At 50.2% G+C, this 26,718-nt stretch carries 20 protein-coding genes and 2 tRNA genes; 3 read left to right on the forward strand and 19 right to left on the reverse strand.

Going from position 1 to position 26,718, the window contains the following annotated elements; translation table 11 throughout:
* Nucleotides 1–222: 222 nt before the first annotated feature.
* Together MCJ35_RS32310 and MCJ35_RS23320 are read right to left on the reverse strand one after the other, a co-directional pair.
* Nucleotides 223–4,770, reverse strand: a complete 4,548-nt coding sequence (locus tag MCJ35_RS32310; RefSeq protein ID WP_240299667.1) for a doubled motif LPXTG anchor domain-containing protein — start codon at nucleotides 4,768–4,770, stop codon at nucleotides 223–225.
* A 211-nt stretch (nucleotides 4,771–4,981) separates the two neighbouring features.
* Nucleotides 4,982–6,289, reverse strand: a complete 1,308-nt coding sequence (locus MCJ35_RS23320; protein WP_240299668.1) for an AfsR/SARP family transcriptional regulator — start codon at nucleotides 6,287–6,289, stop codon at nucleotides 4,982–4,984.
* A 224-nt stretch (nucleotides 6,290–6,513) separates the two neighbouring features.
* On the opposite strand from MCJ35_RS23320, the gene MCJ35_RS23325 reads away from it, so the two are divergent.
* Entirely contained in the window at nucleotides 6,514–7,665 is a 1,152-nt protein-coding gene (locus MCJ35_RS23325) for an ROK family transcriptional regulator (RefSeq protein ID WP_025485026.1), read from the forward strand.
* 63 nt (nucleotides 7,666–7,728) lie between these two features.
* On the opposite strand, the gene MCJ35_RS23330 is transcribed toward MCJ35_RS23325, so the two are convergent.
* The 7 genes from MCJ35_RS23330 to MCJ35_RS23360 are packed head-to-tail and all read right to left on the reverse strand — an operon-like array spanning nucleotide 7,729 to nucleotide 13,927.
* A complete protein-coding gene (locus MCJ35_RS23330) occupies nucleotides 7,729–8,076 on the reverse strand; it encodes a phenylpyruvate tautomerase MIF-related protein (protein ID WP_008720781.1) in 348 nt (115 codons plus the stop codon).
* A gap of 17 nt (nucleotides 8,077–8,093) precedes the next feature.
* Nucleotides 8,094–9,047, reverse strand: coding sequence for a dihydrofolate reductase family protein (locus tag MCJ35_RS23335; protein WP_025485025.1), 954 nt, complete (start codon nucleotides 9,045–9,047; stop codon nucleotides 8,094–8,096).
* A gap of 11 nt (nucleotides 9,048–9,058) precedes the next feature.
* Nucleotides 9,059–9,790 (reverse strand): SDR family NAD(P)-dependent oxidoreductase, encoded by a 732-nt coding sequence (locus tag MCJ35_RS23340; RefSeq protein WP_025485024.1) that lies wholly within the window; start codon nucleotides 9,788–9,790, stop codon nucleotides 9,059–9,061.
* Between the two features lie 38 nt (nucleotides 9,791–9,828).
* On the reverse strand, nucleotides 9,829–10,209 hold the full coding sequence (locus MCJ35_RS23345; protein WP_008720787.1) for a TIGR03792 family protein: 381 nt from the start codon (nucleotides 10,207–10,209) through the stop codon (nucleotides 9,829–9,831).
* Nucleotides 10,210–10,242: 33 nt separating this feature from the next.
* Nucleotides 10,243–10,803, reverse strand: coding sequence for a flavodoxin family protein (locus MCJ35_RS23350; protein WP_008720789.1), 561 nt, complete (start codon nucleotides 10,801–10,803; stop codon nucleotides 10,243–10,245).
* An 18-nt stretch (nucleotides 10,804–10,821) separates the two neighbouring features.
* Nucleotides 10,822–12,291 (reverse strand): hypothetical protein, encoded by a 1,470-nt coding sequence (locus MCJ35_RS23355; RefSeq protein WP_025485022.1) that lies wholly within the window; start codon nucleotides 12,289–12,291, stop codon nucleotides 10,822–10,824.
* Between the two features lie 55 nt (nucleotides 12,292–12,346).
* A complete protein-coding gene (locus tag MCJ35_RS23360; protein ID WP_025485021.1) occupies nucleotides 12,347–13,927 on the reverse strand; it encodes a uracil permease in 1,581 nt (526 codons plus the stop codon).
* 359 nt (nucleotides 13,928–14,286) lie between these two features.
* On the opposite strand from MCJ35_RS23360, the gene MCJ35_RS23365 reads away from it, so the two are divergent.
* Nucleotides 14,287–14,368: transfer RNA gene (locus tag MCJ35_RS23365), tRNA-Tyr, on the forward strand.
* Nucleotides 14,369–14,462: 94 nt separating this feature from the next.
* A tRNA-Leu gene (locus tag MCJ35_RS23370) sits at nucleotides 14,463–14,546 on the forward strand.
* A gap of 58 nt (nucleotides 14,547–14,604) precedes the next feature.
* On the opposite strand, the gene MCJ35_RS23375 is transcribed toward MCJ35_RS23370, so the two are convergent.
* The 10 genes from MCJ35_RS23375 to hpt form a co-directional block, all read right to left on the reverse strand.
* On the reverse strand, nucleotides 14,605–16,047 hold the full coding sequence (locus MCJ35_RS23375; protein ID WP_081739164.1) for an SLC13 family permease: 1,443 nt from the start codon (nucleotides 16,045–16,047) through the stop codon (nucleotides 14,605–14,607).
* A gap of 3 nt (nucleotides 16,048–16,050) precedes the next feature.
* Nucleotides 16,051–17,136, reverse strand: coding sequence for an NAD/NADP octopine/nopaline dehydrogenase family protein (locus MCJ35_RS23380; protein ID WP_025485019.1), 1,086 nt, complete (start codon nucleotides 17,134–17,136; stop codon nucleotides 16,051–16,053).
* Between the two features lie 83 nt (nucleotides 17,137–17,219).
* Nucleotides 17,220–17,957, reverse strand: coding sequence for a hypothetical protein (locus tag MCJ35_RS23385; RefSeq protein WP_008720800.1), 738 nt, complete (start codon nucleotides 17,955–17,957; stop codon nucleotides 17,220–17,222).
* Nucleotides 17,958–17,975: 18 nt separating this feature from the next.
* Nucleotides 17,976–18,686, reverse strand: a complete 711-nt coding sequence (locus MCJ35_RS23390) for a DUF5058 family protein (RefSeq protein ID WP_008720802.1) — start codon at nucleotides 18,684–18,686, stop codon at nucleotides 17,976–17,978.
* A 26-nt stretch (nucleotides 18,687–18,712) separates the two neighbouring features.
* Nucleotides 18,713–19,996, reverse strand: coding sequence for an L-cysteine desulfidase family protein (locus MCJ35_RS23395; RefSeq protein ID WP_008720804.1), 1,284 nt, complete (start codon nucleotides 19,994–19,996; stop codon nucleotides 18,713–18,715).
* A gap of 98 nt (nucleotides 19,997–20,094) precedes the next feature.
* A complete protein-coding gene (locus MCJ35_RS23400) occupies nucleotides 20,095–20,775 on the reverse strand; it encodes a FadR/GntR family transcriptional regulator (protein ID WP_008720805.1) in 681 nt (226 codons plus the stop codon).
* A 427-nt stretch (nucleotides 20,776–21,202) separates the two neighbouring features.
* Nucleotides 21,203–23,323 carry a glycoside hydrolase family 13 protein gene (locus MCJ35_RS23405; protein WP_025485015.1) on the reverse strand — a complete coding sequence of 707 codons (2,121 nt, stop codon included), beginning with the start codon at nucleotides 23,321–23,323 and terminating at the stop codon, nucleotides 21,203–21,205.
* A 429-nt stretch (nucleotides 23,324–23,752) separates the two neighbouring features.
* Complete coding sequence (locus MCJ35_RS23410) at nucleotides 23,753–24,079, reverse strand: PadR family transcriptional regulator (RefSeq protein WP_008720810.1); 327 nt, start codon at nucleotides 24,077–24,079, stop codon at nucleotides 23,753–23,755.
* A 258-nt stretch (nucleotides 24,080–24,337) separates the two neighbouring features.
* Complete coding sequence (gene ftsH / locus MCJ35_RS23415; protein WP_008720812.1) at nucleotides 24,338–26,152, reverse strand: ATP-dependent zinc metalloprotease FtsH; 1,815 nt, start codon at nucleotides 26,150–26,152, stop codon at nucleotides 24,338–24,340.
* A gap of 25 nt (nucleotides 26,153–26,177) precedes the next feature.
* Complete coding sequence (gene hpt / locus MCJ35_RS23420; protein ID WP_025485014.1) at nucleotides 26,178–26,711, reverse strand: hypoxanthine phosphoribosyltransferase; 534 nt, start codon at nucleotides 26,709–26,711, stop codon at nucleotides 26,178–26,180.
* Between the last annotated feature and the right edge of the window lie 7 nt (nucleotides 26,712–26,718).

A 26,718-nucleotide genomic window follows, 5' to 3' on the forward strand; every position in this document is an offset into this window, starting at 1 on the left:
TATCTGCCGCGGTTCGTCCATAAAATAAAGTTTTTACCAGCAATGCACCAGATGGCAGCGGGTTCAAATCATCTTACTGCACAGCCCCACAATGACGGAACGGGAACCCGGTTTTCACCGGAATTCCCGTCCCAAAGCCCAGATGTAAGATGTATGAGCCACATCTGAGCCAATTACTAAGTTATTTTTAAGGTCTTTATATGGTGTTGTTAATGCATTCCGTCATGATTCTTCCTTCTTCCTGCCAAGAAGACTGTACATTCCAAGAACCAGGCCAGCCGTCAGGCATACCCACAGGGATGTGGAGCGTTCTCCTGTCTTCGGAAGAGGTGCCAGAGGTACTTCCTCCCCGGGAATCACAACCGTATTCTCAGGAAGCGGCGCCAGTGGTACTGCCTCCGGCTCAATGGTCACACCAGGGCCTCCTGTCTCAGGAGTTGCCCTGCGCCCGCCGCTGGAAGTCCCGCCTCCGCCTCCGCTGCCGCTGCCTCCGCCAGTAGAGCCATTATATGTATAATATACATTAAATACAAGGTCCTGGGTCAGGATACCGGAAACCTCATCTGTCTGAACCCCTGCATAACTGTCCCATGTATAGTTGGCAATGGCTTTATGAATCTGGTCATACACATTGTACTGCCCGCCCTCATTGATTATACCGGAGGTATAGCTGGCAGAAATGGAAGCCCCTGAATTTTTATCAAGGTAATGGATGGTTATGGTATGGTCGGAAGGAAGTCCCCACTTTGCGTAGATGGTCTTTTCCGCCTGTCCCGTTCCCACATCCCCCATATCCGCTGCCACCTTTGAGGATGAGGTAAATGGCACATTCAAAATGCCATAAAGTGCGCTCCAGTTGCCGCTTCCCGCATACTCTGCCGCTTTCGCCTCATCATCCGCCGCATACCAGCCCAGGAATTTATACCCGGCCCTGTCGCCAACGTCAGGAAGCTCCCCTTCGCTAAGGTTCAGGCTATTACCAAATACTGTATAATCCGTCCCGTAACGGGCGCCTGTCTGGGCTCCATCCCCTGTATTTCCAATGGACGTGCCATCACCTCTGGTATTTGTCAGGGAAACATTGCCCTGGATTGCTGTCTTAAAATCACTGATCATGCCTTCTGTTGCATCGTAATGGAGGATTGATACCGGCGCCCAGACATATGCATTGCCGGATTCCCCGTCCATAAGGTCTTCTCCCGTACGGTTATAACGGAACCCATAATCCACCAGCTGTCTGCTGTTGGGGTCCAGATACCGGAAGGACTGGTCCCTGCCATCCCCGACCTCTTTATTAATCTCCGCATTAAGGTCAAAACGGGTCAGTTTTGTCTGATATCCATTAACCGGGGCAACATATACCTCGTCTGCGGACTGTACCCCGTTAAAGCTGTAGGTGCCGGACATATGGTCGCGTACCGCCTGGAGGGAACCGTTCATCATGGTGTGATAATGTCCCTGCCTGGAAGAGTAAGACTCATTCCCGCCTGCCTGGTATGCCGACACGCAGTGTCCGTCCAATATCAGCTGTGCCCTTCCCTCGGCCTCAAATCCCATGCCGTATCTGTTGTCGGATTCCAGCAGCACCAGGTTACTGTCCGCGGTATCCAGTATTCCCGTATATAATGCGATACCTGATTTATTGATGGCCCGGTCCGCGGTCTGTGCCAGTTTACCATTACCCCTGGTCCTGATTGTGCTGTCCGTGATGCTGGATGTGTTTTCAGGGCTTCTTCCATTGGAGAACATGATTCCGGCCAAACCGTTATTTTCTATCACTAATTCGCTGCCTGATATATCTGCCAGACCGCCGAACAGTATGCCATACCCTCCGGTGCATCCGTTCTTTCCGTAATTGTCAATGCCGTTCCCGCTGACATACAGCCTGGAACCGGATATTTCTGCATTCCCTGCCACCCAGATACCGCTGTAAGTCCCGCAATTGTCAGCCCTGATTTCAGAGTCCCTGGCAACCAGTGAGAAACAGTACAGATTAGATGCTGACTTCTGGACACTGGCCCATGGCTGGCTGGAATTGCCGCTGCACTCCACGGTTGAATTTAAAACCGTTACATTCCCGCCATTTGTTCCCCATGATTCATTTCCATTCATGGTAAATTCCGGACAATCCTCAATGTATAATTCTGAATCAACCGGAACAGCTACAGCCGTCCCACCCACATTTTTATAGGAGGAACTGAACATGATGGCATCTATCTGATTATCATCGATATGAACCTCTGCACAACCCACAAATTCCAGGGTGGTTCCTGTGTACCAGCCAATACCGCTGTGATAGCCGCTTCCAATCCTGTTCCGGCTCAGATCGACCAGTCTGCTGCCATTAAAATTAATTTTCACTGTTACGTTCTGCTGTTCGCTTGTATATGGTTCCCCACCATAAGCAAGAACACCGCTTCCGCCGTTATCGCTTGCAATGAAGGTAGAATCACTCCTGCCGATAAGGTTAAATGTGCTTCCCTTACCGCTGATCCAGATTCCATTTCCATGGTTGGTATCATATACCTTATTCCCTGTTAACTCCAGTGTGCTTCCCTGGCTGATTTCCAGTGTGAATGTAATGTCCTGTTTACCTTCCTGCCTGATACCGTCCCCGTATCCCTTAATGGATAATTTAGACCCTTCCCCTCCGCCGATGGTAAGGGCAGTATCGCCGGTAATATCAATTGCAGGGCTTCTCATGGTCTCGCCGAGGAAGACAACCTCCCCCAACGGGATCAATGTCTTTTCTCCTGCTATTTTAAGGACCAGATCCTTATAATTTCCAGGTTCAAACATGATTACACCAGCCATGTCAACGGCCTGCTGGATCTCGCTCACCTGCATCTGGGGATTGACAGTCATCCCTTCCCCATACCAGAAATACAATACGGTTTCCGTATCTACTAAACCCAGGGAATCCTCCGTCTTATACTGAAGCCCTGCTACACTATCGTATTGAAGTCCTGTTACAGGCATGGTTCCGGCTGCGTCATACGTTGCCTTAAGGAATGACAATGCAGTGTCCCCTGACTGCACGGGGTCCAGTTTCCCGGCTATGGTCTGCACGGAAACCTGGTCCGCGCCTTCCGGCAGTGCATATGTCTTTACCTCCGCATTACCATCCTCAGAAGGATTGGTTCCCAGCACTGCCTGGACAATCTTTACCGTCCCAACATTTGAACCACCTTTGATGAAGGCCAGTGCATATACTGAGAAATGCCCTGCTTCAAACCCTATCTCCTCAACGGCTGCATCGCCTTCCGCCAGTTCTGCCGACATTTCCGTCAATACATTTCCTTCGTCCACATGGAAGATGGAAACCTTGTCTGCCTCCGCGCTTTTTTCCTCTATGGCAGGACCGCTGAAGGTTATCTTAACGGTTCCTTCCTCCCAGGTATCATATACCGTATCCCCATCAACCAGTGTAATGTCATATGCCATCACATCCGTAACCTTTTCAGTTGGATTTTCAGCGGGCACATCCTCTACCAGATTGGTATCCGTGCCCTCCACGCCAGCTATTACGGCATCCTTCACCTCTTGTGTGACTTCCCTCACATCCAGTTCTGCACGTTCCGGGATAATGCCCGCATCCCACTGTGCAGTCACGGTCGTGCCGTCATCCAATGTTACTGAAGCTTCTGCCAGTGCTTCCTCATTCTCCATGATGATCAGGATTTCCATATCTGCATCCACTGACTCTATTATATATTTCTGCGGTTTGGAAAAATCCGGCTCTCCATGGTATTCAGCTTCGGAACTGCTTGCCGTCCTGGCCTCTTCATAAAGCCCTACTTCCATGTAGTCCGCCGTCACGCTGTCAATGACATAACCCTTTTCCGGCTTGACCGTAAAAATAACGGATTCCCCTTCTTCGGCTTCAGAAGGTCCTTTTACTGCTGCGCCCTCCTCCGGGTCTATGATATAGGATATTGTGAATTCATGATTTTCCTTTGGCGTTACTTCCGGTGCCGCTGGAGCCCCTGGGTTACCCGGATTGCCTGTGGTTCCGCCATTTGGATTTTCCTGATTTGTTTCAGCATCATTTTTTCCATCAGCATCATTCCCGCTTCCATTTCCGCCTTCTCCTTCGGTCCCGCTTCCACTTCCGCCTTCCCCTTCGGTCCCGCTTCCACTTCCGCCTTCCCCTTCGGTCCCGCTTCCATTTCCGCCTTCTCCTTCGGTCCCGCTTCCACTTCCGCCTTCCACTTCGGTCCCGCTTCCATTTCCGCCTTCTCCATCAGTCCCGCTTCCACTTCCGCCTTCTCCTTCGGTCCCGCTTCCGCCTTCTCCATCAGTCCCGCTTCCACTTCCGCCTTCTCCTTCGGTCCCGCTTCCGCTTCCGCCTTCCCCTTCGGTCCCGCTTCCACTTCCGCCTTCTCCCTCGGTCCCGCTTCCACTTCCACCTTCCCCTTCGGTCCCGCTTCCGCCTTCCCCTTCGGTCCCGCTTCCGCTTCCGCCTTCCCCTTCGGTCCCGCTTCCGCTTCCGCCTTCCCCTTCGGTCCCGCTTCCGCTTCCGCTTTCCCCTTCGGTCCCGCTTCCGCTTCCGCCTTCCCCTTCGGTCCCGCTTCCGCTTCCGCCTTCCCCTTCGGTCCCGCTTCCGCTTCCGCCTTCCCCTTCAGTCCCGCTTCCGCCTGCCTCACCGCCCACGATTTCCTCTGCGAATGACACGGTCATACATGAACCCACATTTGTAAATGCGAGCACAAACGCAGTCAGGAATGCCATATGGCGGCAATGTTTTTTTGATAAATTCCTTTTAAACACAGCCATTTCCTCCTCATATCCCAAAAATACGTGCTTCGAACAAACTCTTGGTATAATCATACAGGAAAAGGCATTTCACAAACCATTTCATAAAAACATTTTTTTACTGATATTATGGTTTTTTTCTATTTTGTGACCGGGTTGTAACCGCCCGCCCTTTTATAATGCATATTAAGGTATGCTTGAAGATCCATTCCCACCATCAGCCCTATCACTGCATATAGTATTTCTTACTCCGCTTCCGCTTTCCGGCATCCCGCTGTTTCTGCAGCTTTTCCGCTTCTTCGTTCTTCCCGCCCCACTCCCCCAGATCCACATTCTGCAGATGCAGGATAACCTTTTGCCCGCACCGGCTCCTCATGCTGTTTGCAATGCGGTTCTCTATCATACGGCATTTATCCTTCTTTAAATCGCTGGCCATGATCAGGAACTGGTCCGGACTGTATTTTGTATAGATGTCCCCCCTTCTCAGGGAATCATGGATGACCTGGTTTAGTATATCGCTGTACTCCTGAAGCCTGATTTGGTTCTCTATGGGACAATCCCTGGCATCCCTGATGGTACATATAATCAGGATTCCCTTCCTCCTGCCCCGTTCCGTCAGCCGGTTCTCCCTACGGAAACAGTCAATGAAACCCGGATATGAACAATAGTACGCGCCGGCTGACCATTCCTTTTCCTCCAGGCTTTTCCGTATATCCTCAATTCCTCCTGATGCATTCTGAAGCTGGGCACCCACCTGCTTTAAACGGGCCAGCACATAGTCTGAAGGGATATTGCCTGTCTCCCCAATGAATATGCTCAGGGCATTTTCATAGGCCTTCAGCGCCTCCCCGTATCTCTTGAGGGATAACAGCGCCTCCATCTTTTCTTCCACCCACTCCACCAGAGGATATATCTCAAGGGCCGTATCACACAATTTTACTATCTTTTCATAATCCCTGTGCCGGGCCATCAATGCGCAGGCCTCCCTGACACTTTTAAAATAAATGTCCTGATAATGGCTCCTGCTGCTTTCCACCCATGCCTCTCCGGACATAACCGGCAGAAAATCCCCGTTGTATAAACGGCATACGGACTCCAGCAGCTGCTGGCGGCAGGTATCTGTTTCAGCCCTTTGGGACTGTTGGTAGTAATTGTCCATCAGGACGGCATCCATCCTGATTTTCAGGTGTTCATCATATACATTGAGATAATAGGTGCTTTTGTACACCTCAATCTTTATCTTATCCTGTAAGATGGACTGGGAAAGCATTTTCCTCAAACGTGAAACCGTAATTCTTAATGCATTGGCCGCATCCGTATTCTTCCTATCATATAGGGAATCCTGAAGCTTCACCCGGCTTATCCCCTCTTTTCCCGCCCAGATAAGCAGGAGAAACAGCTGGATTACCTTACCTCCTGCTGAAAGCGGGATATCCAGAGGTTCGCCTCCATAGCGCGCATCCAATGTTCCAAGGGTACAGACATAAAGTTCCTTCCCTTCCGTTTCTTCCTTAACATCACAATCATTTTCCATATGTACACCTGCCTTTGATAACCGGTGGCCTGTCTGCGGTTTTCCATTTGTTTCCATTATATCACGGTTTATCCCTAAACGTATCCCAAAATCACATTTATGAAAATACTCAGAAACGGAAATGCACCAGTTGGAAACAAGCTGGTCCTTGCAGCCATTTTCTCTATATGCTATTATAAAAACATGCTGAAAAACCATAATCCATCCATATTCGAGGCACACCTATGAAAATATCACAGACCAAAGATATACGTTCCGCTAACCGACTGACCATCATCAAGCACATACTGAATAAAAAACAGATTTCCCGCGCCCGCATTTCCGAGGAGACGGGCCTTAATAAGGCCACCGTGTCCACCATCGTGAAAGAGTGGATGAGCCTTAAGCTGGTGGAGGAAACCACCATGGGGGATTCCAGTGGCGGAAGGCGTCCCATCATCCTTACACTGGCTGCCAAGGCAGGGTACTGCATAGCCATTGATATCGGCGCCCGCCGCCTGGGCCTCATCCTCACGGATTTGAATAACGAAATCATCAGCCGCCAGTCCATACCGATTGAGAAGCAGGCATTTTCCCATGTATACCAGCAGATTTACATTGCCATCGACAGGATGATACGGGAAATCCCGCCCTGTCCCTACGGTCTTATCGGCATCAGCCTGGCTGTAAGGGGAATCATTGACCTGGACGGGGTCATCCGCTTCATTCCCAAGCTCCAGTGGCATAACATCGATATCAAATCCCTTCTGGAACAGCGGTATCATGTGCCTGTGTATATTGACAATGACGGCAATCTGGCTGCCTCCATGGAATCCAGGCTCCATCCACAATATGAGGAACTGACCGTGCTGTGCTTAACCGACGTCATTTCCTGCGGCATGATATCCAACGGCCGCCTTATCCGCGGATACCTGGGATTCGCCAATGCAGTGGGTCACCACACCATCAACATCCAGGAGACAAAGCAATGTTCCTGCGGCAAATACGGCTGCTGGGAACAGTACTGTTCCGACCAGTATCTTCTGGACGAGGCCAACCTGCATCTGGAAACCCCATTGGAAGACATTGACGGGTTTATTGAGCTGGTCAGGAAGCAGAATCCCCTTGCCTTGGGAATCCTTGATACCTACATTAAGAATCTGGCCATTGGGTTATCCAACATCATATTTTTTGTGAACTGTGAGATGATCATCCTAAACTCCCATCTTATCCATTCACTGCCCTACCTGATGCCGGAGATCATGAAGGATATCATCCTGCCCATCACCCATACCCAGGAAATCCTCATCTCCACCCTTGGAAATGAAGCCCCCATCCTTGGCGCATCCCTTAAGGCCATCGAGGAGTTTTTCGAGATATTGTCGGCCCATGGTTAATACATCAGAAAAAAGGGACCTGGAAATTCAAGTCCCTCTTAAACGGTTGGCGAATCCGGCTTATCAGAAATTCGTCCCGTTCCATCCCCAGTCCGGGGATGCTTCATATTTAATATACATATCGTCAGGCGATACCCCCAATGTCCCGCCTAACGCCCTGGTAATCTCCCCGGTCATGCGCTCCGCGCCTTCCTTATCAATGGAATTTCCCAGAATCTTAACTTCCACCATGGCAATAGGACGTCCGCCCCGGCCGCCAAAATACATCTGACATCCGTCCTCAATGGCGACCATGAGCCAGTCCTCGCTTTTACCGGGAAGGAGGCTGATGGCCTGTCCTAAGGCGGTCTTAACCGCCTCTGCCTTTTCCCCGGAAGTATTAACGTTTGTTTTTACCTGTATACACGGCATGCTATCTGCTCCTCTCCCTAATCGTAAATCAGCTTATGCCTGAAATAAAAGAAATGGTCGCTGTGGGAATGGATGCTCAGCATCCTTGTATGCGGATGATCCTTGGAACCGAATTCCTGCCCGAACTTTCCAATGGTCAATGCCTGTCCGCCCACATAGATGCAGGAGTAGTTAAAGAAAAGCTCGTCCATCATTTTCTGGGATACCAGATAATGCATGTAAGACGGTGTCTCGACCAGGACCTTATCAAGACCGAACTTCTTCATGATATAAAGAGCCACTTTGGAGTCAGGCGCCTTGTCCCCGGTTGCAATTACCAGGATTTTGTCCCGGTTGGCCTTCATGGCCTCTATCATTTCCCCGGTCACCTCAGATATGTCATGAACCGGGCCTGTCAGATAGTAGTCTTCCTTCATCTTTTCCTGTATGACCGGTATCCCGGCCGCGCTGGTGCTGATCATCACCGGGACTTCCTTTGTCTTAAACAGCAGATGGTCAAACGGAATATCGGTTGCATCCAGGGAGGAGATGATGTTCCACGGGACCGGCTGCATCCCCGCAGCCATCCTTGCATCCTCCAGCTGCCTGGAAAATACATGGGCCGTGTAATCGCTCTCTGCATTCATGGTTCCAGCCCCGATGATATCGCCGTCCGATACAGCCCTTAACATGTTAAGGATCCACCAGTCAGCCCCTGCGCCGTCGCCGTCGTACTGGTTCAGCTTAGCGATAAGCGGCCCCTGGGGCGCGTCTGTAAATGCAATCCTGCCGTCAATGGACGTTACCAGGGATGTGTATGTATAGGGACGGTCCTCATAAAGCTTATCAAACTTAAGCTCCCCGTAGATTTCCTTCATCTCATCACAGGTAATGGTCTCCACCTGGGCCTGGTTTAAAGTCTCACTCCTGTAAATCTGATGAACCCTTGTCTTGTCAATGTCAAAGGGCATTTTAAATAAAGATGTTGCCATGTCTTTCCTCCTTAAATCAGGCTGCCGCCGCACACATGCATGATTTCACCTGTCATGAATCCGCTTTCATCGCTGGACAGGAATGCGATTGCATTGGCCATATCCTCGACTTTTCCCATCTTGTGAAGGGGGTAAAGGCTTGCATATGCCTCTTCTAAGGCCGCCGGGTCCTCTGCCTCTGTAAATCTCTGCTCAATCATAGGTGTGCGCACCAGTCCGGGAAGGATGGCGTTGGCACGGATGGACGGGGCATACTCCAGGGCAATGCACTTGGTCAGCATGATGACGCCTGCCTTGGACGGGCAGTAGCCAATCCGCTCCGGAATCGGGCGGACACCCAGGTCTGAGCCAACCGTGACAATGGTCGAGCCTTCCTGCTTTTTCAGTTCAGGCACAGCTGCCTTGCACATGTTGAACACGCCGCCCATGTTGATGGAAAGCTCCCGCATGAACATATCATAACCCGTTGTCTCCAGGGAGCCTACAAAGGTAACGCCCGCACAGCAGACCAGCTTGTTAACCCTTCCAAAGGCCCTGACCGCTTCCTCCACCACATGCTGCGCCTGGGAAAAATCAGTCAGGTCCGCCTGGACATAGATTGCATGTTCATTCCGGATGTGCATCTCAGGTTCAATGCCGCACCCCACAACCAGTGCGCCCTCTTCCAGGAACTTCTTTGCAACGCCTTCGCCGATACCGGAACTTGCCCCGGTAATGATTACCACTTTATCTTCAAATCTCATCACTTTACCTCACTTTCCAGATTCCATCCACAATTGCATCAGATCCGCTCAAAACGGCTTACACGGTGTACGCCGAAATTCTCTTCATTCTGTACGCAGCGCACGAACTCATATGGCCTTCCGAACTTCTCATCGAATTCCTTAATCAGTTTGGCCTGATATTCCTTGTCATCAATCTTTCTCCAGGATTCAATGCTCTCCCATACAAAGATAAAATGGATTTCCCCCGGCTTGTTGTCATTGACCCAGACCTCCTTATAAAGGAACGGGATATGGTCGAACCCAGGCGCATATGCCTCCTTTAATGTCCAGATTTCATGGTCAACCGCCAGATAGTGCTCAACGTCCTCCGGCGCCACCTTGAAAACCAGATGCTCCACCGGATAATGTTCTCCCTTTGTGTAAGTATAACCCTGCATGATACTTCCTCCTTATATGTTTGTTTTTATTTTTTATCTTGATGCCTGATTCATCTTTTCAGCCAGTGCAGCCACCTGGTCTGCAATGTCTTTCCTTGTCTCAAGGCTGTCCCTGTCGCTGTTTGGCAGACAGACCTGGCCCAGGCACTCCGTGCTCAGGTCATTTAGCAGGTTCTTAAGGACGATTTCCCCTCCCAGGAACTGGTTCTCAAAGGAAGGCGCGCCGCCTACCATCAGGATTGCGCCCTTGCGGAGCATCTTCTTTGGCATGTCCTGTCTCACATGGCCTGCCCAGTATACCTGGAAACGGTCAATCAGCGCCTTCATCCTGCCTGTTATGGAATGGAAATACATGGGTGAAGCCAGCACTATGTTGTCAGCCTCCTCCAGCTTCTGATAGATATCCTGCATCCCATCCTTAATCACACATTCTTTTTTCTTCCAGCAGAAACGGCAGTCCATGCACGGCTGTACCTCTGTGCGGTAAGCGTCAATGATTTCCTTTTCCCCGTCCAGATGCTCCAGGAACAGATCCACCATCTGGCGTGTATGTCCGTTCTTTCTCGCTGCTCCAATAATTACCAAGGTCTTCACTTCTTAAGTCCTCCTGTTTTACACCGTCTTTTTCTTATTAAATCCTATAAAATGCATAATTGCAAATACAATGATCAATACCACATACACCTGGATGAAGCCCATGTCCGGGGCATAGGTTTCCGTTCCCAGAATGCCCGGCGAATGGATCATCCCGATACCGGTCAGGGCCAGGGCCGCTGCATTGGTGATGGATGCATTTTTCCAGTTATTATCAATGATGAATACAAACACACAGCCCACCAGCAGTCCCACAAACGCGGAGCCAGGGTCAAAGGCGGTGAATCCGGGCAGCGCCCCTTCCCTCATGTTGTCCACGATAAAGTCCATGACAACGGGCAGGGAGGCCATGATGACAGCCGGGAAATATTTCTTATCCACCACCTCGAATGCCTGGGAGTAGCTGGATATCCCAACAAACACCAGGATAGGCAGCACAACGGCCTCGGGTATGAATGCATTGATGATGGCTGACAGGCCTGTCAGGCCCACCAGGGCGTACAGCGCCACGATTCCCAGGTGATACCCTGTGCCGGATTCCATTTTCTTCCATCCCGGGTATCCCCAGTACAATCCCACTGCCAGGGGATTTCCAAAACATGCGCCCACAATGCTTGCCAGTCCGCAGAGCACCAGCGGCTTTGTTGTTGTAAAGAAAGTATCCCCGCATTCCCTGGCCTGTTCCACTGCCTGGATTCCCGTGATTACCTCGTTCAGGGAGAAAACAATGATGATGGGAAGGAAAGGAATCATGGAGCCCACAACCTGGGGATTGAAAATATCCAGTACCGGGTGCGGTATGTAAAAATTCAGGTTGCCCAGGGATTCCGTCACCGCGCCAAATCCCATGACACCGCTGACCCAGGCCACCGCTGAACCGATGACGATTGCAATCAATGCAGCGGGGAGCTTTACCTCCACCTTGCCCAGATAGATGACAAAGAGCACCATCAGGGACAGCCAGCCCACAAGAGGCATTTTCAGCACACCGTTCATGGACTGCATGATCAGGAAGGCCATGGCCCCGCCTGCCAGCGAGCCGAACAGGGCGCCTGCCGGTACAATCCGTAGAATCACAGGAACCACAAACGCGCCGATAATAAAGATGATCCCTCCCACCAGATGCGCCAGGACACCTGTCTTAAATGCCAGATCAGCATTGCCCGTACTGAGGAACACAGGCAGCATGATGCTGTAAAGCCAGATAAACATACGGCCGGCCTGAAGACCTGCCGGTATGGCCGTCAGGTCAGGATCCCCCCGGTCAGCGGCTATCTTCCTGTAATAAAGCCACAGGCCGCCGTTTAATATGACCACGGTGAGGAATACGCCCGGCATCATGGTGCCGAATATCGTGCCTCCATCCAGTCCGAATGTTCCTGCTAAAATAGCGATTGCAACAATTACCTTGGAAAACCCATCAAAGAAAACACCGATGGATGCATCCAGGTCCGCCTTTTTGAAAAAGGGTATACTAGCCTTTCCCATACTTATTTCCTCCTATAATGAAAATGATATATGATCCTGCATGTCCGGGCCTGTTTTACCCCACAGCCCGCTTTCCCAATGCCTGGTCCGGCCTCCCCTCCGCCTGTCCATCCGGCTGGTGTTCAAAGTAACAGCCCTTGGAAAAGAGGAAAATGGCCACCGTGAGATAGATGACGCCGAATATGATGCCAGGCCGTGACAGCAGCTCAATTCCCGGACAGTGTATCATGCCAATGGCCGCGCACCCGGACATGACCAGTGCAAAGCTTCCCGCCATCTTATACCTGCGGTCCACCACACAGGCCAGAAGCCCGGCCAGCAGAAGGCTGGTAAGGAAACCGCCGTTCCCAAGATACATGATTCCCTCAATGGGCACGGAATACTCGGCAAAGTCCTGGACCGGTATGGCTTCCAGCACACCTCCCGCGGCCTGGACCGCTGAACTGATCAGGGTCTGCATGTATTGGAACAGGATGGGCATCAATGACAGGAATATGACCTGATAATACTTCTTATCCATGGAACGGAAGGTGCTGTCCGTCACGGAAAATCCAACGAAGATAAGAAGCACCATGACGGCTTCCGTGGGTATGACGGCCATCAGCACCCCGGTCAGCCCGGTGGTACAGATAAGCAGGTAAAGACAGCCATTCACAAGGGAAAATCCAGCCCTTGCCCCCAGTTCCTTCCAGCCCGGATGTCCGAAATACACGGTGGTTGGAAAGGGATTGCCAAACAGGGATCCTGCAATGGTGGAAACCCCGTCCATTATCATGGAACGGCGCTCCGGATATGTATCCCCCGCCATCCTGGCCGACTCAAGTCCCTGAAGTGTTGACAGGAAATTGTTTATCTGCAGCGGGATAATCACAGGCAGGAAGGGAACAATGCCCTTAAAACCAGCAGCTATATCCCCGGCGCTTAAGGATGGAGGATAGAAACCAAGGCTTGCAAAAGACTGTTCAAACTGCCCCCATGTCTGGTATCCCCCGGCCCAGGCCACCGCGGTTCCAATGAGGATTGCCGCCACGCCTGAAGGAATCTTCGCAAAACGTTTATCCGCCTTACCTAAGTAATCAATAATGATGATAAACAAGGGAAGGAGTCCATACACCGGCTTATCAAACACCATGGCCAGGCCCACAATGGAGAGCCACACCATTGCAGATGAGGCCATGTTCCCCATCAGCGCGCAGTTGGGAATATTATCAATGATCCACCGGCCCGCAAAACCGCCTGTAATTTCCACCATGCCTCCGATAAAGGCAGCTGCCAGCCCGACCTGGAAGGCCAGTTCCGCATCCTTTGTCTGCCAATACACCGGCCCTATGATCAGGTACAGCCAGCCCGACAGCTGGGATGCACCGATCCCAAAGGGCTGGGACGTCACATCCTGACGTTTTTCCCTGACCGCCAGCTGTCTGGCCTCATAGAAATACCACAGGTTCCCAAGGAAAATCGCCAGCCCGATTCCCGGAACCACCTTTCCTATGACAATCCTGGCCGGCATGCCGAACACCATGGTCATGATGCCTGTGGCGGTGAGTATTTTCGAAAAGCCATCAAAGAATATACCAAAGGAAGCATCGATATCTCCCTTTCCCCACCAGCGATACTTAAATCCTTCTTTTCCCATTGTTAAAAGTTCTCCATTTATTTGTTTGTGAATTAAACAAAGTTTGCAAAGAAAAATAAACGATAAATTCAACGTTTATATTATCTGGTTATGGAAAATATTTCATTCTTTATTTGAGTATTAAACAAACTATATATTTAAAAATGGATTCCTAATCCTTTTTAAATATATCACTTCGTTATTTATTTGTCAATACTTTTTTTGTGAAACCTTCCTGCTTTTTATGGATGGATATTTAATGATTATCCAGGTGATTATTTGACGGATATATGGCGGACAATAATGAAAATTATTGGCAAACCTCTTGATTTTTCCTGATGTCTGTGGTATTATAATCACTGCTTATCAACGCATTCATTGGGCGAATTCCCGAGTGGCCAAAGGGGACAGACTGTAAATCTGCTGCTAATAGCTTCGGTGGTTCGAATCCACCTTCGCCCACTAGCATGCCGGTCATAGCTTAAGGACATCAGTGCACAGCGCGTAAAGGTCCTCGTTTTCAGCCGCGGCATGCATATAAGTACATCCGTACGCTGCGGGTGTGGTGGAATAGGCAGACACAAGGGACTTAAAATCCCTCGGTAGCGATACCGTGCCGGTTCAAGTCCGGCCACCCGCATGTGGGAAAGACCTGGAACGTATGTTCCAGGTCTTTTTATGTCCATCACATCCATTTCTTACAGAAGTCCTACCAGCTGCCACCATATTAACGCAGCTGCGCCGCACATAAGCGACGGGATTGTATAAGCCAGCCCAAACCTGGACGCGGTTCCCGTGGAATATCCGCTTCCTCCCTCCCCCAGGCCAATGGTAAGGCTCAGGCTCTGATAGGGAAAAAACCATTGCCCCACCGTCAGTACATAGACCAGAAGCCCTACTGCCAAAGGTGATACGCCTGTTGTTATTGTTAAAAGCGCAGGCACAGCCAGGGAAAAGACCGCCATGATACTTCCCAACAGCAGGTGAAGCAGGATACAGGCCGCCGCAGTGACAAGAAACAGCCCGGCCAGGCTGTCACCCAGATGCGCGGGAAGAAGATGCCCGGCCAAATAGGAGCTCATACCAGTCTTTGTACCCACACTCCCGATTGCCATGCTGGCACACAAAAACAGCAGGGTGTTGAGATTTACCTCTTTTATCTGTGTCCCGTCAATCAGATCCCCAATCACGGGAAGCGCCATGCCAATGGTTATCCCGACACTGATCCAGCCAATATCAATTCCATGGATTGTATCTGTAAGCCATAATCCAATCGCAGCCAGCAGCCATACCATCATACGGATTTCCTGTGCTGACAGCCCCTTTAGCTTGTCCAGTTCTTCCTTTGCCTTTCCCCTGTCAAGACAAAAGGAGGCAGGCTGCCCAAATAAAAACAGCTGTAGTGCGCACATACATGCTCCAGTAAGAAGGGCAGGTACTGCCATATAGAAAAGCCACTGTCCCCAGGAAGGCCTGAATGCCTCCGGTATCTGGCTGAGAATCATCATATTAAGAGAGCTGTCTCCTGTCAGGACCATCATTCCTGCCCCATTCTGGGCCGCAAAAACAGCCAGTGCGATATTGGCAGTATATTTCCGTTCCAGACCAGAATCCTTTAAAAGCAGCTGCATGATGGACAAGATTAAAAACGCCCTTGCAAATGGCTGCGGAATCATTACCGCCATAATATAGCTTAGCAGATAGCAACAGATAATCACATGCCTGTAATCTGATATGTACCTGCTTATGAGATACAGCGCAAGCCTCCTGGCCAGGCCCGAAGCCCTGACAGCACCAGCTATGATAAAACCGCTTATAATCATATAAGCCATGGGTTTTGTGAAGAATCCGAATATAACCCCAGGTCCGGCCACCGAAGGATTGATTGCCAGGGAATACCCCATCAAAAGTCCCAGTGCGGTATACCCCAGCGGAAACACCTCCAGCGCCCATAAAATGATTCCCATTGCAGACAATGCCAGGCATTTCTGTCCGTCCTGGGAAAGCCCGTCCAGAGGAAGTTTCCACAATATCACACATGATAGCAGCGCAATACAAAGCCCCACTCCCCTCCTGCAGGTGTTTCCCCTCCGGCAGGTACTTCTCCCCCAAAACTGGATCCATTTCCCTCTAACTGACATACCCTATCCCCCAGCCACTGCCAGGGACTCCAGATATTGGTTCAGGTTTTCCCTGGACATCCCCGACATTCCCATATTCTTCAGTGTACGGCCATGTTCATAGTAATCAAATCCATTAACCGTATTTGCAATGGTCATAAGCGATTTACATACCGGAACCTCAATCCCGTACTCGTCTGCCAGGGACACAAGCAGGGCCATGGAACATGAGGCATCCTCGCTGATGTACCTTTCCTCCAGACTGGCAGGGCCTTTCAGGGACCGGAAGTAATTCAGCTCGTCGTGATGTCCATAGTCCATCATCTGATGCATTTTTGACACCGTACTTGTATACGCGCTGTAATCCAATTCCTCCAGGACCTGGTTCCGTTCCTTTTCAACCGCATCCGCACACCTTAACAGGGATGGTGTCAGTCCATTTGTGTACAGCGCAAACTCCTGCCCCATTTTCTCAATAGACGTGGTGTTCAGCAGGGTACCTGCCACATGGATCACCAGATTGGGGGAATTCAGCATTCCCTCAAAAATATTCCTGGCCGCCCGGAACCTGAACATATCCTCAAACGCCTGGATTGCCATCTGCGTCCGGCAGGCGGGAAATGCCGCAATCCTCTTTTCCCCCACCGGCATGGCCATAAGCACCCTTGCCCTTCCGGTTATACGGCACGGGCAGATGTTTCCCACAAGTTCCGCAACCGTGATTTCCCTTTTCCCCTCTTTGTAAAACCTGTCAACAAATATGACAGCGCCCAGATTGCCCGGACTTATGACATAGGTCTGTCCATCCCGGGCGTATGGGAAACACAGGTCCATAATCTCCCTGTGCCTGTCCGCTGAAACACACACCAGGATCCGGCTGGCATTACCCACAGCCTTCTGAAAATCATCCGTCATGCAGCAGGGAAGCACTGGAACTTCTGTTTCCATGACCCCTTCCAGGGTAATCCCTCCCGCATCCTCAATATCCCGGAACCTCTGTTCCTGCTCCCTGTCGCACAGGATAACCTGATTTCCTTTTATCGTCAGATATGCAGCTGCTGCCATCGCAGTGGCTCCGCTGCCGATTACTGTTATACTGTTATCCGTCATTATACTTTACCCCTTTTACGTGCAAATGGGCTGAGACGCCACTCAGCCCATTGCCAGAACATGTTTACACCCTGGAAATCCATCTACAGTCTGCCGCCAGATTTGATTTTCCCTTTTTTGAATAAATAGTAAGCCCATACCACAGCCGTACCCATGAAGAACAGATTCAGGTACATGGAGTTCTTACTGGCAAATGGAAGACCGAATACCGCAAGCATGACCAGGCACAAAATGGAGGGTAAGGTAGCTACCTTTGGGCTGCCTAAGAATACAGTAACAAACATATACCCGAACAGCGCCGGAATGATATTGCCAAACCCCGGAGAAAGCACTGGATTGGATATGACCGGATAAATAATGGTCACCGCTACCATGCCCAAGGTACACACGGCCACTGATACCAGTGACGAGATGCCTACTGCTATGGTGGCTACAATATCGCCCTCCTTTGTCCCCATATCCACTCCCATGATTTCCTGACAGCTTGTGGCGCATGGAAGACGCTGCTGGGGTACATTGCCGAATATAAAGGACAGGTAGGTCCCGCCCGCCCCCAGCATGGGGAAAAATGTAAATGGCTGGAAGAATCCCTGTAAACCAAATGCGGATACCACCGCAATGGTCGCTGCCAGGATCTGTCCCCAATTCAGATGGACCTTATAAATAAGGGTAATGCCAATGGCAGGAAGGAACCAGGTAATCAAAGATACAAACGTACCAATCCGCCCCATCCTGTGGATTTTATGGTCGTATTCATCAAAGACACCGTCACGCTTTGTTCCCTTTACCTGTGCATCATCCTTCGCAATCTGTTCACTCATACCTCTGTGCCTCCTTCCTTATGTGAATATCCCTGCCTGGGTAAGCGCGATACACGCCACCATGGCCAGAAGCAGGGAAAGGGTCATCGAGAATTCCTGAAGGAACGGGAACCGCGCCTTCAGCTTTACGCACAGGAACCGGACAGAACCGCCCACCAGCAATGCCACGATTGCCAGCGGCTTCTTGGTATTCACCGCGTATGGCAGTGCTGAAAATGCAATAAACCCTGTATACAGAGCAGAGGTCGCTATGTTCATGAAAGGCTTGGAGCCCTTGGCCACCTTCAGTGTTGAATCAAATTTCTTAATGGTAAAGATACAGAGAATGGGTGCAATACACATACCAAAGTTCATGACCAGCATAATCAGGACATATCCGGCCAGGGTAAGGGCTTTCCAATCACCGGCCCCCGATGCCTGCATGCCTATATTAGCCGCAACCGCTTCGTACTGTCCCGCGCCAATGTTAATCATGCGCATCCAGGGATAGAATTTTCCTATGGTGGGCGCCAAGCCCACCATCAGAATAAGCAGTGAAAGGGTCGGGACAATGGAAAATGTAACTGAGGTGGTAACACACTTTTTCAATTTTTCATTTGACATACCCAGTTCCAGCCCGCGTTTCCATGCGGTCCTGATAAATAAAACAGCCACGGAAACAATGGTCAGCGCCGGAATCAAGCACAGCAAAAACATGGTTTTGCTATTGGCTACATCTAAATAATTCACTCAGATCCCCTCCTTTTCCCCGGTCCCTACTTTTTACTCATGGGAGCCTTTTCAAAAAGCGCTTCGCACAGTGCCACATCCGTTGCAATCATTGGTCCCTGTCCGATTACACCTAAAAACCTGAGGGAATCTTCCATATCCACGCCCAGCACTCCCATATTAAAAGGAAGATGGACATTTTTCATGGCCAGCCTTGCCGCATCCACCGCCACACCTGTGCCTACCGCAAGTCTCATGGCACATGCCTGGCGCGCGCCGTCACAGACCACACCAAAGGAATTGACAAAGGTATTGCTGAATGCATATTGGACCTGCTCATAGGAACCGTCCATCATCAGCACCAGACCGCAAGCCACTCCCAATGCAGCTGATACCATACAGGAACACATGGCCGGGGATTTTCCGATATTGCTGATTGTCATGATGGACACCAGGCAGCTTAAAGCAACCGCCCTCAACAGAACCTCCTCACTGACCTTCATGGAATCCGCCATACTGACCAGTGGAAGGGAGGATGCCAATCCCACATTCCCCTTGTTGCACACTGACATCGCAGTAAGCTGCACACCTGCCATACGCGTCTCACATCCAGCCGCGGCATATGCTTTGGCCCGCATCAGCATGTCATCCGGGCTGATTTCCAGCAGGCCCCTGCCGATTCCTGCTCCCGTATCTGATTGAAGGGCATAATCAGCCATCTTGGAATTATAACTCACCGTATCCCTGAGAAAATACAATTCCTCAATCGGACAGTTCTTTGCAAACTCATAGCATTCCTTTATCGTGTGCTGGCGGATGAGGGCCTTACTGTGGTCATTAAGCTTCTTGATATCATAGGGCTTATCCAGAAGGACCTTGCCGTTCACTTCCTGATAAACCACGTTGTCAACCTCTGTGGCAACGATAACCTTGCTGGTTCCCTTCTCCGTTTCCAGCACAAGTTCCACATACCGTCCGTTAATGGACAGATCCATCTCCACTTCCACAATCCCGGAATCCGCCAGGCGTTCTGCAATCTCCTTTTGCTCCGGGGTCACGTTCCTCAACACCTCCAGTCCGGCGCTGGCATCCCCTCCTACCGCGCCGATACAGACCGCCATGGGAATGCCCGTCTTTGAAACGCCTGGTATCCCAACATCTGCGTTGCGTCCCACCGTGTTCTTACTTCCCCTGATATGTATATGCTTAATGTCACTCCCCCCAAGGATTGACATGGCGGATGCCGCTGCATACACCGGACCTAACGGTCCCGTACATCCAAGTGCTGGCTTTACCTCTTTGTGAAGAATATCATAAAAATCCTGATACATACGTCCTCTTCCTTTCTTCCTCTGTTCACATGTACAATATTCTTTAATTAAACATGCAGTAAGGCCGGCACTCACTCCATGAGATAATTCTTCTTAAATTACTGTTCTTTTTCCTGATTACGGAAAATAGATAAATGCACCCTCATTGTCTCAATTGCCTTTTCCTTGTCCCGGTTCTTAAATGCCTCTATGATCTGGCTGTGGGATGAAACCGCGTTATCCCGCTTCAGCGTGACGTTGGACATATAATCCAGGTTCTTGACAGTTACCAACTGCACTGCCTTGATAAGTTCTTTTATAATGGTATTGCCCGTTGCCTCTGCAAATGCACAGTGCAGCTGGATATCCAGTTCCCTTGATTCATCGGGCTGAAGGTCCGGATTCTGCATCTTCCATAGAATCCGTTCCATATTCTTAATATCTTCATCCGTTGCCCTTTCCACTGCGGTTGCAATCATGCTTACTTCCAGCATCTCACGCAGCTCTATAAGGTCATTAATCTGTCCGATATCCATGGTAATCAGCAGGTCCAGAGGTGCAATCAGACAGTCCTTCACACGGTCTGACACAAATGTCCCATCCTTTTTCCTTACAATCAAGCCCTTGGATGACAGGGCCTTCAGGCTTTCCCGAATGGTTGACCTGCCCACGGAATACATTTCTGCCAATACCATCTCCGTGGGAAGCCGGTCCCCGGCTTTCATCTGGGTCGTAATCATATCTTCCAGTTTCTTGCTAACTGTGTCTGACAATGTTTCCTTTTTATTTTTAGTCTCCATAAATCATCAGCCTCCGTATCACTAATTTGTTTTATTATATATTGAATATCCCCCCAGCACAATAAGGCTGATTATTGTATTACATATATTTTTATAAGTCTTACTACATTCTTGTTTATTTTATTATACTCTGATGTTATTTTTTGTTGTCTGACAATATAATACTATCATCATACATCATTGTTGTAAATTGACTAACTTTACAAAAAACAACTTTCATTATTGTGTGAATTCACCAAAACACAAGCCGGACAACCAAGCCCAGGCCTAAATTCAAATCCCACCCCAACGATTGACAAAGAGCCAAAAGAAAAAGCGCCTCATGGCCGCATCCAAATATCTGCCGCCACAAAGCGCTCTCCCTTTCAATTCCCTATCTATATTCCCATGAATCCTCTGCACATCCCCGGATTCTTCTTCCTCACTCCTACTTCTCCTCCCCCACGCCATCGGCAAACCGCGAATCCACAACCGGGTAAAAATCCTCGGGCCTGGAGATAAACACCGCCGCACTGTATGAAGGCATGTTAACCTTCAGGATACCTTCCCTTACACGGTACATCATGATTCCGGCGTTATACCCATCCTCCGTGGACAGGATAGGGCGTCCAAGAATCATGTCATCCGTTATGCCCAGCTGCCACACCGGAATCTCCATGGTCTGCGCCTCAGGGCTGTTGCACACAACGGTCACTGCCTGATAGTTCTCATACATGCGCCCATAGGCAATCTTCTGATACCCTGCCACCAGCGGCTTCACGCTTCCCTTGCGGAACGCCGGGACCCTTTTATGGATACCGGTCATATAGCGGTGGAACTCAATCAGTTCCAGGTCCTCACTGCCCCAGGGATACGTCCTTCTGCTGTCCGGGTCGGTCCAGCCGCACACGCCAGCCTCATCACCATAATAGAAAGTGGGGGCGCCCGGCCATGTCATCTGGATTACCACCGCCTCCCGGAGCACGCACAGCTTTATGTTCTCTCCTGCCCTGTCAGGCCCCATGGTTCCGGTCCTGCCCACCATCTGGTTGGTTCTTGTAAGGAACCTTGAATGATCATGGTTGGACAGCTGGTTCATGGCCGTCATCACGGTGTTGGTCTGCATACGGCTCATATGGAACTTCATTGCATTAAAAAATGCTTCCCCATCTCCCCACAGGCCGCCGTTATAGCTGTCGCTGTGCTTCTCCATACCGGTCAGGAACCAAGTGACCGGCTCCATGAACGCATCATAATTCATGATGGAGTCCCACTGGTCGCCTTCCAGCCAGGACGCCGGGTCACCGTAATGCTCTGCAAGAATCAGCACATCCGGATTAACCTCCTTCACGGCCTGCCTGAACCTGCGCCAGAAGGAATGGTTATATTCCGAGGTGTGGCCCAGATCGGCAGCCACATCCAGACGCCATCCGTCAATTGAATACGGCGGGGAAACCCACTTCCTTGCAACATTCAGTATATACTCCACCAGCTTGTCGGAATTTTCATAATTCAGCTTGGGCAGGGTATCATGCCCCCACCATCCGTCATATGTGGTGTTGCGGGGCCATGCCTGGTCCCTCTCATCATGAAAGTGGAAAAAGCTGCGGTAAGGGCTGTCCTTGGATTCATAGGCCCCCGGTTCATAATCCCCTGAATGCTTATACACTTCTTCCGCATCCAGCCATTTATTAAAAGAACCGCAGTGGTTAAACACGCCGTCCAGTATGATTTTCATGCCGCGCCTGTGGATTTCCTGGACAAATTCAGCAAAAAATGCATCACTGGCTTCCAGGTTCTCCCTTCCCGCACTGCGTACCACATACTTCTCCGCGTCCTGGTTATCAGTGGCATTCTCATCCACCAGCCTGCCGCCGTCCTTCACAATCCTGCCAAAATGGGGATCGATATGTTCATAATCCTGGCAGTCATACTTATGGTTGGACGGGGATACGAAAATCGGGTTCAGGTAAATGACCTCCACGCCAAGACTTTTGATATAGTCCAGTTTATCCCAGACCCCCTTTAAGTCGCCGCCGTAAAAATATCCCACGTCCATTGCGGACGGGTTCCTGCCCCAGTCCTCAACCCGCTGGACCGGACGGCCTATATATACATACTCACAGGTCTCCACATCATTACTTTTATCGCCATTGCAGAACCGGTCCACAAATATCTGATACATCACCGCACCCTTGGCCCATTCCGGTGTATGGAACCCCGGGGTGATCTTAAAATCAAACCCTGGCTGGGCCTCATCCACGGCGCCCAGGCGGTTAAATATACAGACATCCTGTCCGGATACAACTTTAAAGTGATAAAGCACCTGATCGGTGCCTACTGTGATTTCATATTCATAATAGTCGAACAATTCATCTGAAAGGACCTTGGTCATCTCAACCTCAGCATTGTCCTCTACGTAATATACATGTTCTGCGTTGCCCTTACCTGTCCGCATATGGAGGATTACATCGTCATCTGCGTCCGGCTCAGCCGGAAAACGGTAGTCCTCTGTCTCTGAGGAAAATAGGGCCTCCCTGTTGATTAGTCCGTTTATATTGTCTTCCACTCTTTATATCCTTTTCCTTATTTGTTCAAAAAATACTTCCCTTCCATCTATTGTATATGAATTCCCACAATTGCACAAGACGAATAATAGTAGAAAAACCGCGATAACGGTGGCATTTTTGCACACCTGCCACAAAGTGAAAAGCCTGGCGGGGTAGCCAGGCTTTTCAGGAGAAGGTATTTCGTTTCTTATGGGGTGTAGCAAAAACTATATAATGTATTGGGGGGGGTTACGTCTATTATAATATCACAGGTATGAAAAAAAGTGTGCACAAAGATGCAATTTTTTCCAGGTGGTTTGTGGTGAAAATAGACAAAGGAGGGGGGCTTATTCGAGGAAACACACCCTTTTAATCAAAAACCACTCAGTAATTATACTTTTGGGAGCAGTTATTCCAGTAACGGTTCATGGAAAATGTAGCAATCAGGCTCATGATTTTCCTCCTTCAAATATATGATTGACCGATTTGCTTATCTCCTGCCAGACGGTTCCAAAATCATTGAGATATCCATGGCCTTCGCCGGTCAGTGTATAGTACTTGCGGCTGGGTCCCAAGGGACTGGGTTTATAGGTGGCGGTAATCAGTCCCTTCTTCTCCAGCCGAAGCAGGAGAGGATAAAGGGTACCTTCCCTTACTTCCGTAAAACCATTATCCTGCAGCTGCGAAACAATATCATATCCGTAGGTTTCACGGCTTTCAATGATTTTCAGGATGCAGCCTTCCAGGATGCCTTTCATTAATTGGGTTCTGTCCACGCAGGTTTCCTCCTCCCCGGGATGTGTCTGATATTTCATTCCCGCCATCTGCACGCCCCATCCTACCTTGTAATACAATATACCTTACTACATTGTATCACAAGGTAGTAGATTGGTCAATATACAGGTATGGCATAAGGGAACATTTTGGCAGGAACATAACCGGAAACAGCGCAGACAAAAGTCCGCGCTGTTTCCGGTATTCCCCATATATCCTAAATCTTTATCATATTCTTCCTGACACAGTCCACATACCGCTTACTGGGCCGGATTAAATAACGCCTCGAATTCTTCCTGGTTAATCTTTTCCTTTTCAATCAAAAGGCTGGCACAGGAATGCAGGACGTAATCATATTCCTTGATGATATCCTTTGCCTTCTGGTAGCACTCGTCGATAATCCGCTTCACCTCAGTATCAATGGTATCCGCCACACCGTTGCCATAGGACTTGGTGTGTGCCAGGTCGCGTCCGATGAACACTTCATTGTCATCCCCGCCGTACTGGATCATGCCCACCTTGTCGGACATACCGTACTGGGTAACCATGGCCCTGGCAATCTGGGTTGCCTGCTTGATGTCCTGGGATGCCCCTGTAGTGATATCGTCAAATATCAGTTCCTCGGCAATCCTGCCGCCTAAGTCCACCATGATGTTCTGCATCATGCGTCCCCTGGAGTTGAACATCTCGTCATTCTCAGGAAGAGGCATGGTATATCCGGCTGCGCCGATTCCGGTCGGGATAATGGAGACCGTGTGCACAGGACCCACGTCCGGAAGCACATGGAACAGGATTGCATGGCCCGCCTCATGGTATGCCGTAATCTTCTTATCCTTTTCGGAAATCACCTTACTCTTCTTCTCAGCGCCGATTCCCACCTTTACAAATGCCCTGTCAATATCGCTCTGCTTGATGAACCTGCGGTTCTCCCTTGCAGAGACAATGGCTGCCTCGTTCATCAGGTTCTCCAAGTCGGCGCCTGTAAACCCTGCCGTGGTCTGCGCCACCCTGCGCAGGTCCACATCCTCGCTGAGAGGTTTCTCCTTGGAGTGCACCTTGAGGATTTCCTCGCGTCCCTTTACATCCGGACGGCCCACCGCAACCTTCCTGTCAAAACGTCCCGGCCGCAGGATTGCAGGATCCAGTATATCCACGCGGTTGGTGGCTGCCATGACAATGATTCCCTCATTGACGCCAAAACCGTCCATCTCAACCAGCAGCTGGTTCAGGGTCTGTTCCCTCTCATCGTGGCCGCCGCCCATGCCGGTTCCCCTGCGGCGCGCAACCGCGTCAATCTCATCGATGAACACGATACAGGGTGAATTCTTCTTGGCCTCCTCAAACAGGTCGCGGACACGGGATGCGCCCACACCTACGAACATTTCCACAAAGTCAGAACCGGAGATGGAAAAGAAGGGCACCCCGGCCTCACCGGCCACTGCCTTGGCCAACAGCGTCTTACCGGTTCCAGGCGGTCCCACAAGAAGCAGCCCCTTGGGGATTCTGGCTCCGACACTGGTATATTTCTGTGGATTCTTAAGGAAATCCACCACCTCTTCCAGTTCTTCCTTTTCCTCCACAAGGCCCGCCACATTGGAGAAATTCACCTTGCTGTCACGGCTCATCCTGGCCCTGCTCTTGCCAAAATTCATCATCCTGGCATTGGCTCCCCCGCCTCCCGCGCTGCGGTTCATCACCATGATGATGATGACCACCACCACGATGGAAAGCATGAAGGGAAGGATGATGGTCACCAGATAGTTCTCCTGGGGCACATCCATCACCACATACTCCATCTGATGGTCATCCAGAAGCTTCTGGGTATCCTTTACATCTGTCACATACAGGCGTTTCACCTGTCCGTCTGTCAGGGTAATGACCACCTCACCCGTAGGTGTCTGCGGATTCTGATGGATGGCGACCTCTGCTGCCTGGCCATCATCCAATATCCTGACAAAATCCTGATTCGTAACCTTATCCGCCTGTCTTGCATATGGCAGCCGCACTGCCGTGGCGATTAAGATCAGCATCAGGAGTATGAAAATAAAACCTCTAAATGTCTGCTGCTGTCTCACCGAATTGCCTCCTTAGACCTTCTTTCTACTTATTGTCCAGCTCTACTACTCCGATGTAAGGCAGGTTACGGTACTTCTGGTCATAGTCAAGTCCATATCCCACTACAAATTCATCCGGTATTGTAAAACAGGTATAATCCACCTTCACCTGCTTCTTCACACGGCGCTCCGGCTTATCTAAAAGCGTGCACAGACGGATGCTCTTTGGCCCTCTCTGCTTCAGCACCTCAATCAGATATGCCAGGGTACGGCCGGAGTCAATGATATCCTCCACAATCAGTACATCCTTGCCTGCCAGCGGTTCATCCAGGTCCTTGAGTATCCGCACGACACCGCTGGACTCAGTTCCCGCGCCATAGCTGGAAACCGACATGAAGTCCAGGGATACGGGAACCGTAAGCCTCTTGGCCAGTTCACAGGTAAAGAATACCCCTCCCTTTAATATACAGATCAGGTGGATCTGCCTGCCCTCATACTCCTCGCTGATTTTTGCCGCTACCTCATTAATGCGTCTGTCAACCTCTTCTTCGGTCAGTAACACACGAATCCTATCCGCCATCACTTTA

Origin of the sequence: Enterocloster sp. OA13, assembly GCF_022440595.1 — a bacterium.
GTDB lineage: Bacteria > Bacillota > Clostridia > Lachnospirales > Lachnospiraceae > Enterocloster > Enterocloster hominis.

Coding starts and splice junctions, on each gene's coding strand:
- MCJ35_RS23320 (WP_240299668.1), bottom strand. CDS start 6,289: ATGGAAAATGATTGTGATGTTAAGGAAGAAACGGAAGGGAAGGAACTT.
- MCJ35_RS23325 (WP_025485026.1), top strand. CDS start 6,514: ATGAAAATATCACAGACCAAAGATATACGTTCCGCTAACCGACTGACC.
- MCJ35_RS23330 (WP_008720781.1), bottom strand. CDS start 8,076: ATGCCGTGTATACAGGTAAAAACAAACGTTAATACTTCCGGGGAAAAG.
- MCJ35_RS23335 (WP_025485025.1), bottom strand. CDS start 9,047: ATGGCAACATCTTTATTTAAAATGCCCTTTGACATTGACAAGACAAGG.
- MCJ35_RS23340 (WP_025485024.1), bottom strand. CDS start 9,790: ATGAGATTTGAAGATAAAGTGGTAATCATTACCGGGGCAAGTTCCGGT.
- MCJ35_RS23345 (WP_008720787.1), bottom strand. CDS start 10,209: ATGCAGGGTTATACTTACACAAAGGGAGAACATTATCCGGTGGAGCAT.
- MCJ35_RS23355 (WP_025485022.1), bottom strand. CDS start 12,291: ATGGGAAAGGCTAGTATACCCTTTTTCAAAAAGGCGGACCTGGATGCA.
- MCJ35_RS23360 (WP_025485021.1), bottom strand. CDS start 13,927: ATGGGAAAAGAAGGATTTAAGTATCGCTGGTGGGGAAAGGGAGATATC.
- MCJ35_RS23375 (WP_081739164.1), bottom strand. CDS start 16,047: ATGTCAGTTAGAGGGAAATGGATCCAGTTTTGGGGGAGAAGTACCTGC.
- MCJ35_RS23380 (WP_025485019.1), bottom strand. CDS start 17,136: ATGACGGATAACAGTATAACAGTAATCGGCAGCGGAGCCACTGCGATG.
- MCJ35_RS23385 (WP_008720800.1), bottom strand. CDS start 17,957: ATGAGTGAACAGATTGCGAAGGATGATGCACAGGTAAAGGGAACAAAG.
- MCJ35_RS23395 (WP_008720804.1), bottom strand. CDS start 19,996: ATGTATCAGGATTTTTATGATATTCTTCACAAAGAGGTAAAGCCAGCA.
- MCJ35_RS23400 (WP_008720805.1), bottom strand. CDS start 20,775: ATGGAGACTAAAAATAAAAAGGAAACATTGTCAGACACAGTTAGCAAG.
- hpt (WP_025485014.1), bottom strand. CDS start 26,711: ATGGCGGATAGGATTCGTGTGTTACTGACCGAAGAAGAGGTTGACAGA.